Source organism: Variovorax paradoxus (genome assembly GCF_030815975.1).
In the GTDB taxonomy this organism is placed as follows: Bacteria; Pseudomonadota; Gammaproteobacteria; order Burkholderiales; family Burkholderiaceae_C; genus Variovorax; species Variovorax paradoxus_N.
Genome location: NZ_JAUSXL010000002.1, coordinates 3527764 through 3541918 on the forward strand (window position 1 = coordinate 3527764; position 14155 = coordinate 3541918).

Here is a 14155-nt window from a genome sequence, read left to right on the forward strand (position 1 = left end):
CGTCCCGATCGCGATCCACAGGAGACACCATGATCGACCGACGCACTTTCACCATCGCCAGTGCCTCCCTTGCGGGCGCGCTGGCATTCGGCACTATGGCCGCCCATGCGCAGGGTGGCACCCTGGCGCGCATCCAGCAGGCCAGGAAGATCCGCATTGCGCTCGACCCCAGCATCCCGCCCTGGTCGTACAAGAACGACAAGCTCGAGATGAGCGGGTCCGAATACGAGACCGCCAGGATGCTGGCGCAGGACCTCGGGGTTGTGCTGGAGATGGTGCCAACCAACGGCGCCAACCGCATTCCGCAGTTGATCACCGACAAGGCTGACATCGTGGTGGCCGCGATGACGATCACCGCCGAGCGGCAGAAGGTCATCGACTTTTCACTGCCGTACTCGGGCACGACCACGGCGGTCTCCGCGCCGCACGGCATGGCCATCAAGACCATGGCCGACCTGATCGGCAAGCGCGTCGGCGTCGCGCGCGGCACCGTCATGGACACCGACTTGACCGCCACCGCCCCCAAGGGCGTGGAAATCGTGCGCTTCGAGGACGAGGCGACCACGCTGACCGCGGTGCTGAGCGGGCAGGTCGACATCGTCGCGCAGTCGGTCACCCTGAACGAGACCGTCAACAAGCGTGACCCTGCCAAGGCGCTGGAAGCCAAGATCGTGATGCGCAACAGCCTGCACGGCATGGGCATGCGCAAGAATGACGTGCGGCTCAAGGAGTGGATCGACCAATGGGTGCGGACCAACATGGCCAACGGCAAGCTGGCCGCGGTGTTCAAGAAGAATCAGGGCGTCGACCTGCCCGACGCGGTGGTGCAGGCCGCGCGCTAGACCCCCCGCGACGCGGGCTCAACAGAAACCTCTTCAAAGATGAAACGTATTGCCATCACGGGCGCCGCAGGACTGGTGGGAACCGGCCTGCGCGCGCAACTGCTCAAGCGCGGCTACCGCGTGCTGTCGCTGGACATCAAGCCGATCCAGGACATTGCGGCCCATGAGGAAGCTGCCGTCGTCGACATCACCGACCAGGCGGCTATGACGCGGCACCTGCAGGGCTGCGACGCCGTCGTGCATCTCGCGGCTTGCACCACGGATGCCCCCTGGCCCGAGCAGGTCAAGCTTAGCGTCGAGGGTTGCATCAGCGTGTTCGATGCCGCGCGCGATGCCGGCGTGCGCCGCGTCGTCTACGCCAGTTCACACCACGTGGTCGGCCTGCACCCGCGCGCGCCGCACGGACCGCGCATGGGCGACACGGCCATCCTGCGGCCCGACAGCCGCTACGCCGTGGGCAAGGCCTTCGGCGAGTCCCTCGGTGCGCTGTACGCCTACAAGTACGGCATGCAGGTGCTGGCAGTGCGCATCGGCAATGTCAACACGCGGCCGATCGACCGGCGCCGCCTAGGCAGCTGGCTCAGCTGGCGCGACCTGGGCCAGTTGGTGGCCATCGGCATCGAGCATCCGGACATCGGCTTCGACATCGTCTACGGCATTTCCGACGCCGAGGGCCGCCATTACGACAACGCCACGGCCTACGCACTGGGCTATGTGCCGCAGGACAGCTCCGAGGGCTGGAACGAACAGGTGCTGCGTGACGATCCGCCGCCCACCCCCGCCAACACGGCGGCGCTCGCCGCGGCCGAGCTGACGCTGGGCGGTCAGTTCTCGCAATCCGAATACGAAGGCGACACCGACCGGCTATTGCGGCGCACGAGGAGCGCCGCATGAAGATCGCGCACATCGAGGTCATCGAGGCGGCCATTCCGTTCGACGACGGCGGCAGCGGCCTGGGCATCACGCCGGGCCGCTGGGACTCGCTCGAGTTCGTGCTGGTGCGCGTCGAGACGGACACCGGCCTCGTCGGCTGGGGCGAATGCTTCGCCTACTCCTGCCGCGCTGCGGTGGCGGCGGCCGCGCGCGGCATGGTCGCGCCCTTGCTGCAGGGGCGCGAGCTGCCGGCCACGCCCGAGGCGCTGACGCTGGAGCTGCAGCGCCGGCTGCACCTGTTCGGCCGCTACGGCATCACGATGTTCGCCATTTCCGGCTTCGATATCGCGCTGTGGGACATCGCCGCCAAGTCGCAGGACAAGCCGTTGCATGCCCTGCTGGGCGGCGCGCGGCGCAGCGAGATGCCGGCCTATGCGAGCTTGGTGCGCTACGGCGACGCCGAGCTGGTGCAGAAATACTGCCGCGAAGCCGTTGCCCAGGGCTACCGCTACATCAAGCTGCACGAGATCGAGCCCGACATCCTCCGTGCCGGCCGCGCCGCCAGCGGGCCGGGCATCGGCCTGTCGGTGGACGTCAATTGCGCCTGGTCGACCGAGCAGGCCCGGGAGCGTATCGCCGTGCTGCGCGAGGTGGATGCGATGTGGGTCGAGGAGCCGGTGTTTCCACCAGAGGACATCCGCACCCAGGCGCAATTGAACAGCACGTTCCCGCTCGGCGCCGGCGAGAACGCCTGCACGCGCCACGAGTTCGCGCGCATGCTGGAAGCAGGCGCCGTGCGCTTTGCCCAACCCTCGGTGATCAAGGTCGGCGGCGTTACCGAGTTCGTGGCCGTTGCGGCCCTCGCCGAGGCGCAGGGTGTGTCGGTGATGCCGCATTCGCCGTACTTCGGCCCCGGCTACTTCGCCACGCTGCAGCTCGGCGCGGGCCTGGCGGGCGAGCCGCTGTTCGAGCACCTGTACGTGAAGCCTGCGGCCGACCTGGCCGAGGGCGGCACGCCGCTGCCGGTGCGCGGCGTGGTGCGCATTCCGCAGGTGCCGGGCCACGGCTTCGTGCCCGACGCGCAGGTGCTGGCGCGCTACCGCATCTGACCCCGTGAGCATGGCCGCTCCCGCACACAGGAGCGGCCGGGCGGCTTCAGCTGCCTTTCAATAGTTCGGCCGGCAGGTCCGTGCCGTGGAACTTGCGGTAGATCGCATTCAGCTTGCCGTCGGCCATGTGGCCCTTGACCCATTGGTCGAGATAGGCTTTGAGTTCCGTGTCATTCTTGCGCAGGCCGATGCCCACTGGGAACTGCGCGAAGATGAACTTGGGTTCGATCTGGCGGGCCGGGTTGCGCGCGGCCACGGCCGTCAACGTCGCCGGCTCCTGCACCACGATGTCGACCTGGCCGCTGGCCAGCGCCGTCATGTTGGTCGATTCGTCATCGAAGCGCAGCACCTCCACGCCCAGATCCTTGGCCTTCTTGGTCAGTTCCACGTCGCCGGTGGTGGCGCGCGTGACGCCTACGCGTTTGCCCTTGAGGTCGGCCTTGCTCTTGAGCACCACGCTCGTCGGCGCGCCGACGATCTGCACAGCGCTGGCGTAGGGCTGCGAAAAATCGATCACCTTGAGCCGCTCGGGCGTGATCGAGAAGGTCGACAGCACCACGTCGGCCTTGCGCGTCTGCAGGAAGGGGATGCGGTTGGGGCCCGTCACCTCGACGATCTCCAGCTTCACGCCCAGGTCGGCGGCCAGCAATTCGGCGGCCTCCATGTCCGAGCCGGTCATCTTGAGCTTGTCGTCCTTGTATCCCCATGGCGGGCGGCCGAACTCCAGGGCCACCTTGAGGGTCCTGGCTTGGCGGATGGCAGCGAGGGTGTCCTGCTGCGCGTGGGCGGGCCGGGCACCGGCCAGCAGGCAAGTCGCGCCGAGGGCCGCCAGGGGAAAAATGTGTCGCCGAGAAATCACGGTTGCTCCTTATGTAGAAATCAGTCGTCGGCGCTGACGAACTGCGCCAGCTCGGGCGTCGAGGGCTTGCGCAGGATGTCGGCGGTACCGCTCTCGTGCACCTTGCCGTCGCGCATGTAGATCACCTTGTGGGCCACGTTGCGCGCAAAGGCCATCTCGTGCGTGACCAGCACCATGGTCATGCCGTCCTTGGCCAACTGCTCCATGACTCGCAGCACCTCACCGGTGAGCTGCGGATCGAGCGCGGAGGTCACCTCGTCGAACAGCATCAGCTTGGGTTCCATCGCCAGGCTGCGGGCGATCGCCACGCGCTGCTGCTGGCCGCCCGAGAGCTGCTCGGGGTAGGCCGACATCTTTTCCTGCAGGCCGACCTTGGCCAGCACCGCGGTGGCGATCTCGCGGGCCTCGGATGCCTTGATGCCCTTGACCGTGCGCGGCGCCAGCGTCACGTTCTGCTCCACCGTCAGATGCGGGAACAGGTTGTAGCTCTGGAACACGATGCCCACGTCGCGGCGCAGCCTCTTCACGTCCAGGCGCGGGTCGTGCAGCGCATGGCCGCAGACCGTCAGCTCGCCCTCGTCGATCGTCTCCAGCCGGTCCATGCAGCGCAGCGCCGTGCTCTTGCCCGAGCCGCTCTGGCCGATGATGGCGGCCACCTGGCCCCGTTCCACCTCGAAGCTGACGCCGCGCAGCACATGGTTGGTGCCAAAGGTCTTGTGGATGTTCCTGAGTTCAACGACGGCTGACATTGAGCTTCCTTTCGAGCTTGCGGGCCTGCCGGGACAAGGGATAGCAGACCGCGAAATACAGAAGACCGGCCAGCCCGAAGTACAGGAATGGCTGGAACGTGGTGTTGTTGAGGACCTTGGCGTTGTAGGAGAGCTCGGTGTAGCCCACCACCAGCGAGGCCACGGACGTGTTCTTCACGATCTGCACCATGAAGCCCACGGTGGGCGGCGTGGCCAGCCGTAGGCCTTGCGGCAGCACCACCAGCCGCATGCGCTGCCCGCGCGACAGGCCCAGGCATTCGGCAGCCTCCCACTGCGACTTGGGCACGGCCTCCAGGCAGCCACGCCAGATCTCGCCCAGGTAGGCGCCGGCGTAGAAGGTCATGGCCAGCGTGGCCGCGAACAGCGGGTTGACCGATTGCATGCCCAGCAGGCTGGGGCCATAGAAGCACAGGCCCATCAGCACCAGCAGCGGCAGGCCCTGCATGAACTGGATGTAGGCTTGCGTGACACGGGCGACCACGCGCAGCGGCGAGATGCGCGCCAGCGCGATGACCAGGCCGAACAGGCCGCCGAACAGGAAGGTCAGCAGGCTCAGCAGCACTGTGCCCCACAGGCCCTGCAGCAGCGAGCCGATGTATTGCATGTTCATGGTGCGGGCTCCTTCAGATCGGCGTGCCGAGCTTGCGCCGGCGTGTGAACAGCGCCAAGTTCAGCAGCCAGAAGATCGCGCGCAGCAGCATCGACAGCGCCAGGTACACGACGCCGAGCACGACGAACACCTCGAAGTTGCGGAAGGTGTCGCTCTGCACGCGATTGGAGATGCCGAACAGTTCCTCGACCCCGACCGACGACAGGATGCTGGAGGCCAGCATCAGCAGCACGTACTGGCTGGCCAGCGACGGGTACACGCGCTCCATGGCCGGGCGCAGCACCACATGCAGGTAGACCTGCGTGCGCGACAAGCCCAGGCATTCCGCCGCCTCCAGCTGGCCCGGCTGGATCGAGTCGATGCCCGCACGCATGATTTCGGTGGTGTAGGCGCCGATGTTGACCACCAGCGCGATCGTGGCGCCCACCAGGATCGGCAGGCGCAGGCCGATGCTGGCCATGCCGAAGATCAGGAAGTAGCTCTGGATCAGCAGCGGGGTGTTGCGGATGGCTTCCACATAACCGGCCACGATGTGCTGCAGCCAGGTCGGCCCGCTGGTGCGCGCGATGGCGCACAGCGTGCCGAACAGAAAGCCGATGACCGTGGCGAAGAAGGCCAGCCGCAGCGTGACCCAGGCGCCTTCGGCGAACAGCGGCCAGAACGCCAGCACGGCGCCGAAATCGAATTCGTAGTTCAAGGAGTGGACCTCGGGTGAGGCCGCTGCGTGGCGCGGGGCCGGCAGCGGAGAAGAAAGAAGGCAGAGCTCATGGTGCGAGGAGAGGGCGTCCCACCATCCGGACAGGTGATGGAAGACGCGTGCCGGGAATGCTAAAGAGCACCCCGGTATTCGGGACGTTCGGGGTTAACCCGAGTCGCCCGGAATCGTCCCGATGGGTGGGACGCAACCCCCTTGCGTTGGCGTGCGCAGCAGCCTTCAGGAAGCGGACTTGAGCACCGCCGCAGGCAGATCCGCACCTTGGTGCTTGCGGTAGATCGCCTGCAGCTTGCCGTTCTTGAGCTGTGCCTGGATCCAGCGGTCGATCCACTCCTTCATGCGTGTGTCGCCTTTGCGTAGGCCGACGCCGAACAGGGATTCCTGCAAGGGCAGCTTGGGCTCCAGCTGCCGCGCGGGCGCCTTCTGGTTGATCAGGGCGATCAGTGTGGTGGCCTGCGCGATCACGTCCATCTGGCCGCTGACCACAGCGGTCATGGTCGTGGCCTCGTCCTCGAAGCGCACGATCTCGGCGCCGGGCGGCGCAAGCTTTGTCACGTCGGCGTCGTTGGTGGTGCCGCGCGTGACGGCGATGCGCTTGCCCGCCAGGTCCGCCGGCGTACGGATGACCATGGACTTCGGTGCGGCCACGAACGTGGAGATGCCGGAGTACGGAATGGAGAAGTCGATCGCCTTCAGGCGCTCGGGCGTGATGGTCATGGCCGAGATCACGATGTCGGCGCGGTTGGTGATCAGCAGCGGAATGCGGTTCGCCCCGTTGGTGGTCACGATCTCCAACTCCGCGCCCAGGTCCTTGGCCAGCAACTGGGCGGTCTCGGCTTCCGAGCCGGTCACCTCCAGCTTGTCGTTCTTGTACGACCAGGGTGGTACGTTGAGATCGATCGCGATGCGGATCTTGCGGCTCTCCTTCACTTTGGCGAGCGTATCGGACTGGGCCAAGGCGGCAGGCGCCCACAGGGTGAACACGGCGGCGCACAGGGCGCCGAGGAAGCAGCCGGAATGGCGCATGGTCATGGCGATGTCCTTGAAGTCGGTCTTGGTTGGGGTCAGGCGCCTGCGGCACGCGCGACCTCAGGCGACAGGTCGGCGTTGTGGTGCTTGCGGTAGATCGCATTGAGCTTGCCGTTGCGCAGGTTCTCGCGCACCCAGTCATCCACGCGGGCCTTCAGGCGTGTCTCGTTCTTGCGGATACCGATGCCGGTGAGGTTGGTCTTGACCACCAGCTTGGGCTCCATCGCCAGCTCCGGCCGGCGCTGGTTGATCGGAGCCAGCAGGGCGGGCGCCGTGCAATAGAACTCGGCCTGGCCGCTGAGAACCGCGGTGATGGCCGTCGCATCGTCGTCGAAGCGCACGACCTCGGTGCCGGGTTTGGCGACCTTGGTCAGCTCGGTGTCGTTGGTGCTGCCGCGCACCACGGCCACCTTGCGGCCCACCAGGTTGTCCACGCGGGCCAGCGGTGTGGCGCGCGGTGCGCCCACGATGACCTGGATGCCGGAATACGGCACCGAGAAATCGATCACCTTCTCGCGTTCTGGCGTGATCGACAGGGTGGAGATCACCAGATCGGTCTTGTCGGTCAGCACGTACGGGATGCGGCTCGCCGGATTGGTCGGCACGATCTCCAGCTTGAAGCCCAGGTCCTTGGCCAGAAGTTCGGCGACCTCGACCTCCGATCCTGCGAACGCGAGCCTGGCGTCCTTGGCGGAGTAGGGTGGCGCGGCCGGGTCGATCGAGATGCGCAGCACACCGCTCCTGGCAATGCTGTCCAGCGCGTCGGCATGGGCAGGCGCCCAGGCCACGCCGGCGAGCGTGCAGGCGAGGGCGGCATGTAGCCAGGTGCGGCGCAGGTTGGGTATGGGACGGTGGTGCATGTCTTGTCTCTTGGTCGTGTTGCCGGTGAAAGGGAAATGGGTTCAGGCCGTCTGGGTGTCGCGCTGGTTCAGGGCCTGCGGCAGCGCCAGGCCACAGGCCGAGGCGTACGGCGCCAGGCCGTCGAGGATTGCCTGGTCCAGCACCACGCCCTCGGCCAGCGCCGTACGCTGGAGCGCCATGGCCTGGTCGCCAGGCACGCGCACACGGTCCACGCCGGGACGTGGCGGGTTGGCATGGCAGGCTTCGATCAGCCAGTCGGTCTCGTCGGTGAATGCGCAGCGGCCACCGAAGGCTGCCGGATCCAGCACCTGCAGGAAGGTGTTCATCACAGTGCCGGTGGGACCGTCGCGGCGGCCGTAGCCCGACAGGCCCTGCGTCAGCGACTCGACGAGCAAGGCCATTGCGTAGCCCTTGTGGCCGTGGTCCAGCCCGCCGATGGGCAGCAGGCTGCCGTTGCCCTGTAGCAGCACGGCAGGGTCGTCCGTGGGCTCGCCGTGTGCGTCCATCACCCACTGGCCCGGGAGCCGGCCGCCGGCCTTGGCCACCTGCGTCGAACGCTTGATGGTGGTGATGGAGCAACTGATGTCCAGCAGCACAGGGTCGCCGCCGCTGGGCATGCCGGCGGCCAGGGGGTTGGGGGTGAATACACCGCGCGTGCCGCCAAAAGGAGCAACGCCGCTGTGCGCGGGGCCCGAGCAGGCCAGAACTACCATCAGCCCGCGCTCGGTCAGGCGCGGCAGGTAGGTTGCCAGCGCGCCGGTGTGATAGCCGTTCGCGATGGTGCAGGTGATGACACCGCGCGCCTCGATGCGCTCCAGCGCCACGTCGATCGCGCGGTCGATGAGCCAGGCTCCCGGCAGGCGCCGGCCGTTCCAGGCCACGCAGGCGCCGCGGTCGGAGAGCACCTCGGGCTCGCCGTGCAACGCCATGGCGCCGCTGCGTGCCTCCTGCAGGTACCAGGGGGCGATGGCCAGCCCGTGGGTCGCGTGGCCCATCATGTCGGCCGTGACCAGTGAGCGCACCACGCTGTCGATCTTGTCGGGCCCGAGACCGGCCGCCTCGAACAGTTGGCGCGCGAACGCGCGGACGGCGGCGACGTCGTAGCGCAGGCCCTCGCTCACCGTGCGCTCCTGCCGGCGGCTTCGTCGACCATGTCGAACAACGAGTACTTCGGCGCATAGCCCAGCAGTGCGCGCGCCTTGGCCGCGCTGCCGTGCGTGCGGCCCAGTTCCGCAGGGATGCGCGCCTCGACGTAGCGCCGGCCGGTGGCCTCGGCCAGATAGGGTATGAACTCTGCCAAGCTGACCGGCGTGGCGGGCGCCAGGTTGAAGGTCTCGCCGATGGCCTCGGGCTTGTCGTGGATCAGCAGCAGGCCCTGCACGATGTCGCGCACGTCGACCAGTTCCTGCGTGTGCGGCTTGCCGTCGGCGTCGCGTGCCAGCAGCAGCGGTTCGTCGGGCGCGACCAGCGGCTCCAGCACGTCCAGGATGCTGCGCAGTTCGGCCTGGCTGGTGGCGCCCGCATGGTGCGTGCTGCTGGCCTTCAGGCTGCGCACGCGGCCGTTCACGTAGAACGCCGCGCTGGAGTATTCGCCGTTCGGGTCCAGCAGCTCGTGCGCAGCCTCGATGTGCGAGAACACCGCCGTGCTGATCTTCAGGTCGGGCTCGGAACGCGCGTAGAACGCGGCCATGTCCTCGCCCAGCAGCTTGCTCAGCCCATAGAAGGTGTAGGGCTCGCGCGGGTGCAGCTCGTCGGTGGGCCGGTAGCGCGCGAAGCGCGTGGGGTAGACCTGGTCGCTGGACGCGAACACGAGGCGCACCGGCCGCTTGGCAGACTGCTCCGCAGCGGCGCGCAGCACGTTGTAGGTGCCAACCACATTGGCGCTCCAGATCTGGTCGCGCGCCTGTGGCTGGAACGAGATGGCGGCCGCCATGTGGAATACCGCATCGGCGCCTTCCATGGCCTGGCGCACCGCGGACAGCTCGGCCAGGTCACCCACCACGCAGTCGATGCCGGCGTCGCGCGTGGCCGCCAGGTTGCGGTCCTGCGGCAGTGCCAGCGTGCGCACGCGCCAGCCCCGTTCCAGCAAGGCGCGCGCGAGCGTGCCACCGACGCGCCCCGTGGCGCCTGAGACGAAAACCTGCATGAGATGTCTTCCTTCGAGTGTGTTGAACCGGCTCGCACTGTAGGAGGGACACCATCCAATTAATATTGAAGAAATTTCCGGATTTGATACGCAATGGTTATCAGCAGAGACGACGCGCAGGAACAGGCCGCGGAGCGCGCGCGGCATCGACTGGTGGGCCGCCTGCGGCTCAAGCATCTGCGCCTCGTCGACGCGCTGGCGCGCACCAGCAGCCTGCGGCAGGCGGCAGTGGCGATGAGCCTCACGCAGCCGGCGGCCACCAAGATCCTGCAGGACCTGGAGGATGTGCTGGGCGTGCAGCTGTTCACGCGGCGCGCGCGCGCGATCGAGATCAACGACTTTGGCCGCTTCGTGGCCGTGTACGCGCGCCGCGTGCTCGGCGAGACGCAACGCTTCGGTGCCGACTTGGACACGCTGGTGCGCAGCGGCCACGGCACGCTGACCATCGGCGCCATCATGGTGACGGCGGCCGGTCTGCTGCCGGCAGCGGTGCTGGAGCTCAAGAAGACGCGGCCGGCAGTCTCGGTGCGCATCGTCGAGTCCTCCAGCGACCGGCTACTGGCGGACTTGGCGAAGAACGAGTTCGACTTCGTGCTCGCGCGTTTCGTGCGGCCGCAGGACAGTTTGCAATTCGAACTGCTGCCGCTCAGCGACGAGCCGCTGTGCATCTTCACGGGCCGCGATGGCCCGGTTTCGCAGCGCTCGCGCAGCCTGGCCGACCTGCATGGCCTGCCTTGGGTGATCCAGGATTCGCCCACGCCGACGCGGCGCTTGCTGGAAGCTGAGTTCGGCGGCGAAGGCCTGGGATTGCCGGCCGACTTGGTGCGCGTGTCGTCGGTCTACACCATGCTCAACATGGTCGAGAAGGCGGGCATGGTCGGCGTGCTGCCGCGCGCCATGGTCGACAACGAAGGCGAGCGCTTTCGCGTTTTGCCGGTGCGGCTGAAAAGCGCGCTGTCGCCCTACGGCATCGTCACGCGGCGTGGCATGGAACTCACATCGACTGCGCAGGACATGATGGCCATCCTGCAGCGCCTCGCGCGCAAGAGGCCGCGCCGCGGTTGATGGCGCGGCGCGCCGGTTCACCCCAGCACGATGTCGAGCTGCCCCTGCAGCTGCGCGCCGGGCGCCAGGATGCGGGTGCCTGTGCCCGCCACGCCGCGCGCATGCAGGTTGAAGCCGTCGGGCAGATGGCTGACGGGCTCGATGCAGACGTGTGGTGCGTTCGCGGGCCGATGGATGACGAGCTGGTCCATCGCGCCGCTGGCGAGTAGCCGGACGGGTCTGGCCTGCGCAGAACGGATATCGAGCGTGCCGGACCAGTCCGCAATGAAGTGCGTGACCTCGCCAGCCGCGAAGTCCGCTGCGCCCACGGTCCAGGGCCGGCGATGTCTGCCATCGGCCGCGGGCTCTCGCGGCAGGTAGTCGATGTCGAACGGCCAAGCGGGCCGGCATCGAACCGCACCTGGTTGTCGGCCCGGTGCACGAAGTACGGGTGCAGGCCCACGCCGCCTGGCATGTCCGCGCTGCCCGTGTTGCGCAGTGTGAGCGCGATGCGCACGCGGCCCGGGTCCAGCGCGACGTCCATGGCAGTCTCGAATGCCCACGGCCAGTGCGTGTCGGCGGCGTGCACATAGGCCAGGCGCGCCCGGCTGGCGTCACACGCCAGCAGTTGCCAGGGCCGGCGCTGGGCGATGCCGTGCAGCGTGTGGGGGCTGCCCGCGTGCGGTGTCAGCATCCAATCGTGATCAGCGTGGCGCAACCGGGCATCGCGGATGCGCCCGTTGTAGGGCACGAGCGGGTAGATGCCTCCCTTGGCCCATCGGTCAAGGTCGTCGTGCTGCTCGGGGTAGGGCTGCAGTACCTGCTGCAGCGTGCCGTCCGGTGCCGCCAGCGTGCAGGCGGTGATGCGCCCACCGGCGGCAGGCAGCAGGCGCAACTCGGCGCGGCCGGCGCGCAGCCTGACGGGGTTCATGGCCAAGCCGCGATCAGGGCTGGCGCACAGCGCCATCGACCATGCGCCACAGGCCCAGCGGATTGGCCTGCTGCAACGCAGCGGGCAGCAGCGCGTCCGGCAGGTCCTGGTAGCACACGGGGCGCAGGAAGCGCTCGATGGACTCGGCGCCGACCGAGGTGAACATCGCGTTCGAGGTGGACGGGAACGGGCCGCCGTGCACCATCGCGTGGCAGACCTCGACGCCCGTCGGGAAGCCGTTGACCAGGATGCGGCCAGCCTTGCGTTCGAGCACCGGGAGCAGGCGGCGCGCGTCCGCATGGTCGGCGGTGTCCAGCTGCAAGGTCGCGGTCAGCTGGCCTTCCAGCTGCTCCGCCACCTGCAGCATCTCCTGCATGTCGCGTGTGCGAACGACGATGGCGGCGGGGCCGAACATTTCTTCGCGGAGCGTGGGCGTGGCCAGGAACCGTGCGGCATCGGTCACATACAGCGCGGCCTGCGCGGCATTGGGCCGATCGCCCGCCCCGGCCCCCAACACCGCCGTTTCCACGCCGGGCGTGGCGCCGACTTTCTGCGAGCCGGTCTGGTAGGCCGCGTGGATGCCGGGCGTGAGCATGGTCTGCGCGGGTGTGGCGGCCAACGCATCGTGCATGGCCTGCAGAAAACCGGCAAAGCCGGGGCCATCGCAGGCCAGCACCAGACCGGGGTTTGTGCAGAACTGGCCCGCGCCCAGGGCCAGCGAGGCCGCGAAGCCCTTGCCGATGGATTCGGCCCGCTCAGCCAGCGCCGCCGGCAGCAGAAACACGGGATTGATGCTGCTCATCTCGGCATAGACCGGGATGGGCTGGTGCCGTGCATTGGCGATCTTCTGCAGCGCCAGGCCGCCCTGGCGCGAGCCGGTGAAGCCGACGGCCTGAATGGCTGGGTGGGCCACCAGCGCCTCCCCGATCTGGCGGCCGGCGCCGATCAGCAGCGAGAACACGCCCTCGGGCAGGCCGTGGGCCTGCACCGCCTGCTGCAGCGCGCGGCCCACCAGTTCAGACGTGCCCAGGTGCGCGCTGTGCGCCTTCACGATCACGGGCGCGCCCGCGGCCAGCGCGGCGGCAGTGTCGCCGCCGGCCACCGAGAAGGCCAGCGGGAAGTTGCTGGCGCCGAACACCGCCACCGGGCCCAGCGGCAGCTTGGCCAGGCGCAGATCGGCGCGCGGCAGTGGTTGACGCGCGGGCTGGGCCGGATCGATCGTGGCCTTGAGGAAGTGGCCGTCGCGCACGATCTTGGCGAACAGGCGCAATTGGCCCACCGTGCGGCCTCGCTCGCTTTGCAGGCGCGCGATGGGCAGGCCGCATTCTTCGTGCGCCCGTGTGATCAGCGTGTCGCCGAGCGCCAGGATGTTCTCGGCGATGGTTTCCAGGAACGCCGCGCGCGTGGCCAGCGGCAAGCTCCGATAGGTGTCGAACGCCGCGGCGGCCAGCGTGGCCGCGCGGTCCACGTCGGCCGCGTCGCCCAGGCCAAAGCTGGGCTCGTCGATCTCGGCGTTGGTGGCGGGGTTGAAGGCGCGCTGGGTGCCTGCGCTGCCACGCACGGCGCTGGCGCCGATGAGCATGTCGCCGGTGAGGGTGATGGTGGTCATGTCAAACGGTGTAGTCGACGGCGGCCCAGTCGAAGTAGGGCTTGAGATCTGCGACCAAGGCTTGGTGCAGGGGATGGAACAGGTACTCGTCGAGCGCTGCGGCGCTCTCGACCTCGGACTCCAGCACGTAGTCCCAGCTGATCGGCCGCACGAGCTCGTTCGCGGCCACGCGCCAGTGGCGGATCGCCGGAATCTGCGCGCCCAGGGCAGCCATGCGCTCGGCCAGCGCGGCTTCGCGCGCCAGGTCCTTCTCGACGTCCGTCTTGCGGCGAAAGAGCACGACGTGGCGGATCACTTGGCAGTCCCTTCGCTCTTGAGCGCGTAGCCACGCCCGGCGTAGTCGAAATCGACCAGCTCGTTGATGGGAGTTCCCTTGTCGGCCGGCGAGGCGTAGTAGGCGCGGATCTCCTTGATCTTGCCGTTCTCGAAGTCGTACCACTCGGCGCCGCGCAGCGCCGTGCCGCTCTTGTTCTTCCAGTGCGTCCACTCGATCATGGCCTCGGGTTTGTCGTGGCTGATCAGGATGCGCTCGATGGTCCATTGCGAACCCAGCGTCTCCACGCACCAGATCCACTTCTTCGCGATGGTGTCGGCCGTGCGCCAGGGCACCTCGGGCAGGCCGGCCGGGAAGTAGTGCACCGCGTCGGGCGTGAAGCAGTCGATCAGCGCCTGGTAGTCGGCCGCATTGCAGGCGTCGAAGTAGCGACGGACCAGGCCGTCGTAGTAGTCGGGGGCGTAGGTCATGTCTCTTTCCGGT

16 protein-coding genes and 1 pseudogene are annotated in these 14155 nt (G+C 68.1%); 4 read left to right on the top strand and 13 right to left on the bottom strand.

Features of this window, described 5'->3' with window-relative positions; genetic code table 11:
- Positions 1 to 29 precede the first annotated feature (29 nt).
- The 3 genes from QFZ47_RS20300 to QFZ47_RS20310 are packed head-to-tail and all read left to right on the top strand — an operon-like array spanning position 30 to position 2824.
- Positions 30 to 842 carry a transporter substrate-binding domain-containing protein gene (locus tag QFZ47_RS20300; RefSeq protein WP_307657333.1) on the top strand — a complete coding sequence of 271 codons (813 nt, stop codon included), beginning with the start codon at positions 30 to 32 and terminating at the stop codon, positions 840 to 842.
- 39 nt (positions 843 to 881) lie between these two features.
- Positions 882 to 1736, top strand: coding sequence for an NAD-dependent epimerase/dehydratase family protein (locus tag QFZ47_RS20305; RefSeq protein WP_307657334.1), 855 nt, complete (start codon positions 882 to 884; stop codon positions 1734 to 1736).
- The gene (locus QFZ47_RS20310) at positions 1733 to 2824 is read left to right on the top strand and encodes a mandelate racemase/muconate lactonizing enzyme family protein (protein ID WP_307657335.1); all 1092 of its coding nucleotides are present in this window, start codon (positions 1733 to 1735) and stop codon (positions 2822 to 2824) included. Before QFZ47_RS20305 ends, QFZ47_RS20310 begins: the two co-directional genes overlap by 4 nt.
- A 46-nt stretch (positions 2825 to 2870) precedes the next feature.
- Here QFZ47_RS20310 and QFZ47_RS20315 read toward each other — a convergent pair whose 3' ends face one another.
- The 8 genes from QFZ47_RS20315 to QFZ47_RS20350 all read right to left on the bottom strand — a co-directional run bounded on the left by QFZ47_RS20315 (position 2871) and on the right by QFZ47_RS20350 (position 9814).
- Positions 2871 to 3683 carry a transporter substrate-binding domain-containing protein gene (locus tag QFZ47_RS20315; RefSeq protein WP_307657336.1) on the bottom strand — a complete coding sequence of 271 codons (813 nt, stop codon included), beginning with the start codon at positions 3681 to 3683 and terminating at the stop codon, positions 2871 to 2873.
- A gap of 20 nt (positions 3684 to 3703) precedes the next feature.
- Positions 3704 to 4432, bottom strand: a complete 729-nt coding sequence (locus QFZ47_RS20320; RefSeq protein ID WP_307657337.1) for an amino acid ABC transporter ATP-binding protein — start codon at positions 4430 to 4432, stop codon at positions 3704 to 3706.
- Positions 4416 to 5063: an amino acid ABC transporter permease gene (locus tag QFZ47_RS20325; RefSeq protein ID WP_307657338.1), complete on the bottom strand. Its 648-nt coding sequence runs from the start codon at positions 5061 to 5063 to the stop codon at positions 4416 to 4418. The genes QFZ47_RS20320 and QFZ47_RS20325 overlap by 17 nt, the downstream gene beginning before the upstream one ends.
- Before the next feature lie 13 nt (positions 5064 to 5076).
- Entirely contained in the window at positions 5077 to 5760 is a 684-nt protein-coding gene (locus tag QFZ47_RS20330) for an amino acid ABC transporter permease (RefSeq protein ID WP_307657339.1), read from the bottom strand.
- Between the two features lie 237 nt (positions 5761 to 5997).
- Entirely contained in the window at positions 5998 to 6810 is an 813-nt protein-coding gene (locus QFZ47_RS20335; protein WP_307657340.1) for a transporter substrate-binding domain-containing protein, read from the bottom strand.
- A 32-nt stretch (positions 6811 to 6842) separates the two neighbouring features.
- Entirely contained in the window at positions 6843 to 7667 is an 825-nt protein-coding gene (locus QFZ47_RS20340) for a transporter substrate-binding domain-containing protein (RefSeq protein ID WP_307657341.1), read from the bottom strand.
- Between the two features lie 42 nt (positions 7668 to 7709).
- Positions 7710 to 8789 carry an Ldh family oxidoreductase gene (locus QFZ47_RS20345; RefSeq protein ID WP_307657342.1) on the bottom strand — a complete coding sequence of 360 codons (1080 nt, stop codon included), beginning with the start codon at positions 8787 to 8789 and terminating at the stop codon, positions 7710 to 7712.
- Complete coding sequence (locus QFZ47_RS20350) at positions 8786 to 9814, bottom strand: NAD-dependent epimerase/dehydratase family protein (protein ID WP_307657343.1); 1029 nt, start codon at positions 9812 to 9814, stop codon at positions 8786 to 8788. The genes QFZ47_RS20345 and QFZ47_RS20350 overlap by 4 nt, the downstream gene beginning before the upstream one ends.
- 93 nt (positions 9815 to 9907) lie before the next feature.
- Between QFZ47_RS20350 and QFZ47_RS20355 the strand changes: the two genes are divergently transcribed.
- Positions 9908 to 10879 (top strand): LysR substrate-binding domain-containing protein, encoded by a 972-nt coding sequence (locus tag QFZ47_RS20355; RefSeq protein WP_307657344.1) that lies wholly within the window; start codon positions 9908 to 9910, stop codon positions 10877 to 10879.
- 17 nt (positions 10880 to 10896) lie between these two features.
- On the opposite strand, the gene QFZ47_RS20360 is transcribed toward QFZ47_RS20355, so the two are convergent.
- The 5 genes and pseudogenes from QFZ47_RS20360 to QFZ47_RS20375 all read right to left on the bottom strand — a co-directional run bounded on the left by QFZ47_RS20360 (position 10897) and on the right by QFZ47_RS20375 (position 14142).
- Positions 10897 to 11187, bottom strand: a complete 291-nt coding sequence (locus QFZ47_RS20360) for an aldose epimerase family protein (RefSeq protein WP_307657345.1) — start codon at positions 11185 to 11187, stop codon at positions 10897 to 10899.
- A gap of 89 nt (positions 11188 to 11276) precedes the next feature.
- Positions 11277 to 11825, bottom strand: a pseudogene (locus QFZ47_RS28905) (aldose epimerase family protein); the annotation flags it as partial.
- Positions 11803 to 13398, bottom strand: coding sequence for an aldehyde dehydrogenase (NADP(+)) (locus QFZ47_RS20365; protein ID WP_307657346.1), 1596 nt, complete (start codon positions 13396 to 13398; stop codon positions 11803 to 11805). The gene QFZ47_RS20365 and the pseudogene QFZ47_RS28905, both read right to left, overlap by 23 nt.
- 1 nt (position 13399) lies before the next feature.
- Positions 13400 to 13693, bottom strand: a complete 294-nt coding sequence (locus QFZ47_RS20370) for a Dabb family protein (RefSeq protein WP_307657347.1) — start codon at positions 13691 to 13693, stop codon at positions 13400 to 13402.
- On the bottom strand, positions 13690 to 14142 hold the full coding sequence (locus tag QFZ47_RS20375) for a nuclear transport factor 2 family protein (protein WP_307657348.1): 453 nt from the start codon (positions 14140 to 14142) through the stop codon (positions 13690 to 13692). The genes QFZ47_RS20370 and QFZ47_RS20375 overlap by 4 nt, the downstream gene beginning before the upstream one ends.
- Between the last annotated feature and the right edge of the window lie 13 nt (positions 14143 to 14155).

Coding starts and splice junctions, on each gene's coding strand:
- QFZ47_RS20300 (WP_307657333.1), top strand. CDS start 30: ATGATCGACCGACGCACTTTCACCATCGCCAGTGCCTCCCTTGCGGGC.
- QFZ47_RS20305 (WP_307657334.1), top strand. CDS start 882: ATGAAACGTATTGCCATCACGGGCGCCGCAGGACTGGTGGGAACCGGC.
- QFZ47_RS20310 (WP_307657335.1), top strand. CDS start 1,733: ATGAAGATCGCGCACATCGAGGTCATCGAGGCGGCCATTCCGTTCGAC.
- QFZ47_RS20320 (WP_307657337.1), bottom strand. CDS start 4,432: ATGTCAGCCGTCGTTGAACTCAGGAACATCCACAAGACCTTTGGCACC.
- QFZ47_RS20325 (WP_307657338.1), bottom strand. CDS start 5,063: ATGAACATGCAATACATCGGCTCGCTGCTGCAGGGCCTGTGGGGCACA.
- QFZ47_RS20335 (WP_307657340.1), bottom strand. CDS start 6,810: ATGACCATGCGCCATTCCGGCTGCTTCCTCGGCGCCCTGTGCGCCGCC.
- QFZ47_RS20340 (WP_307657341.1), bottom strand. CDS start 7,667: ATGCACCACCGTCCCATACCCAACCTGCGCCGCACCTGGCTACATGCC.
- QFZ47_RS20350 (WP_307657343.1), bottom strand. CDS start 9,814: ATGCAGGTTTTCGTCTCAGGCGCCACGGGGCGCGTCGGTGGCACGCTC.
- QFZ47_RS20355 (WP_307657344.1), top strand. CDS start 9,908: ATGGTTATCAGCAGAGACGACGCGCAGGAACAGGCCGCGGAGCGCGCG.
- QFZ47_RS20365 (WP_307657346.1), bottom strand. CDS start 13,398: ATGACCACCATCACCCTCACCGGCGACATGCTCATCGGCGCCAGCGCC.
- QFZ47_RS20375 (WP_307657348.1), bottom strand. CDS start 14,142: ATGACCTACGCCCCCGACTACTACGACGGCCTGGTCCGTCGCTACTTC.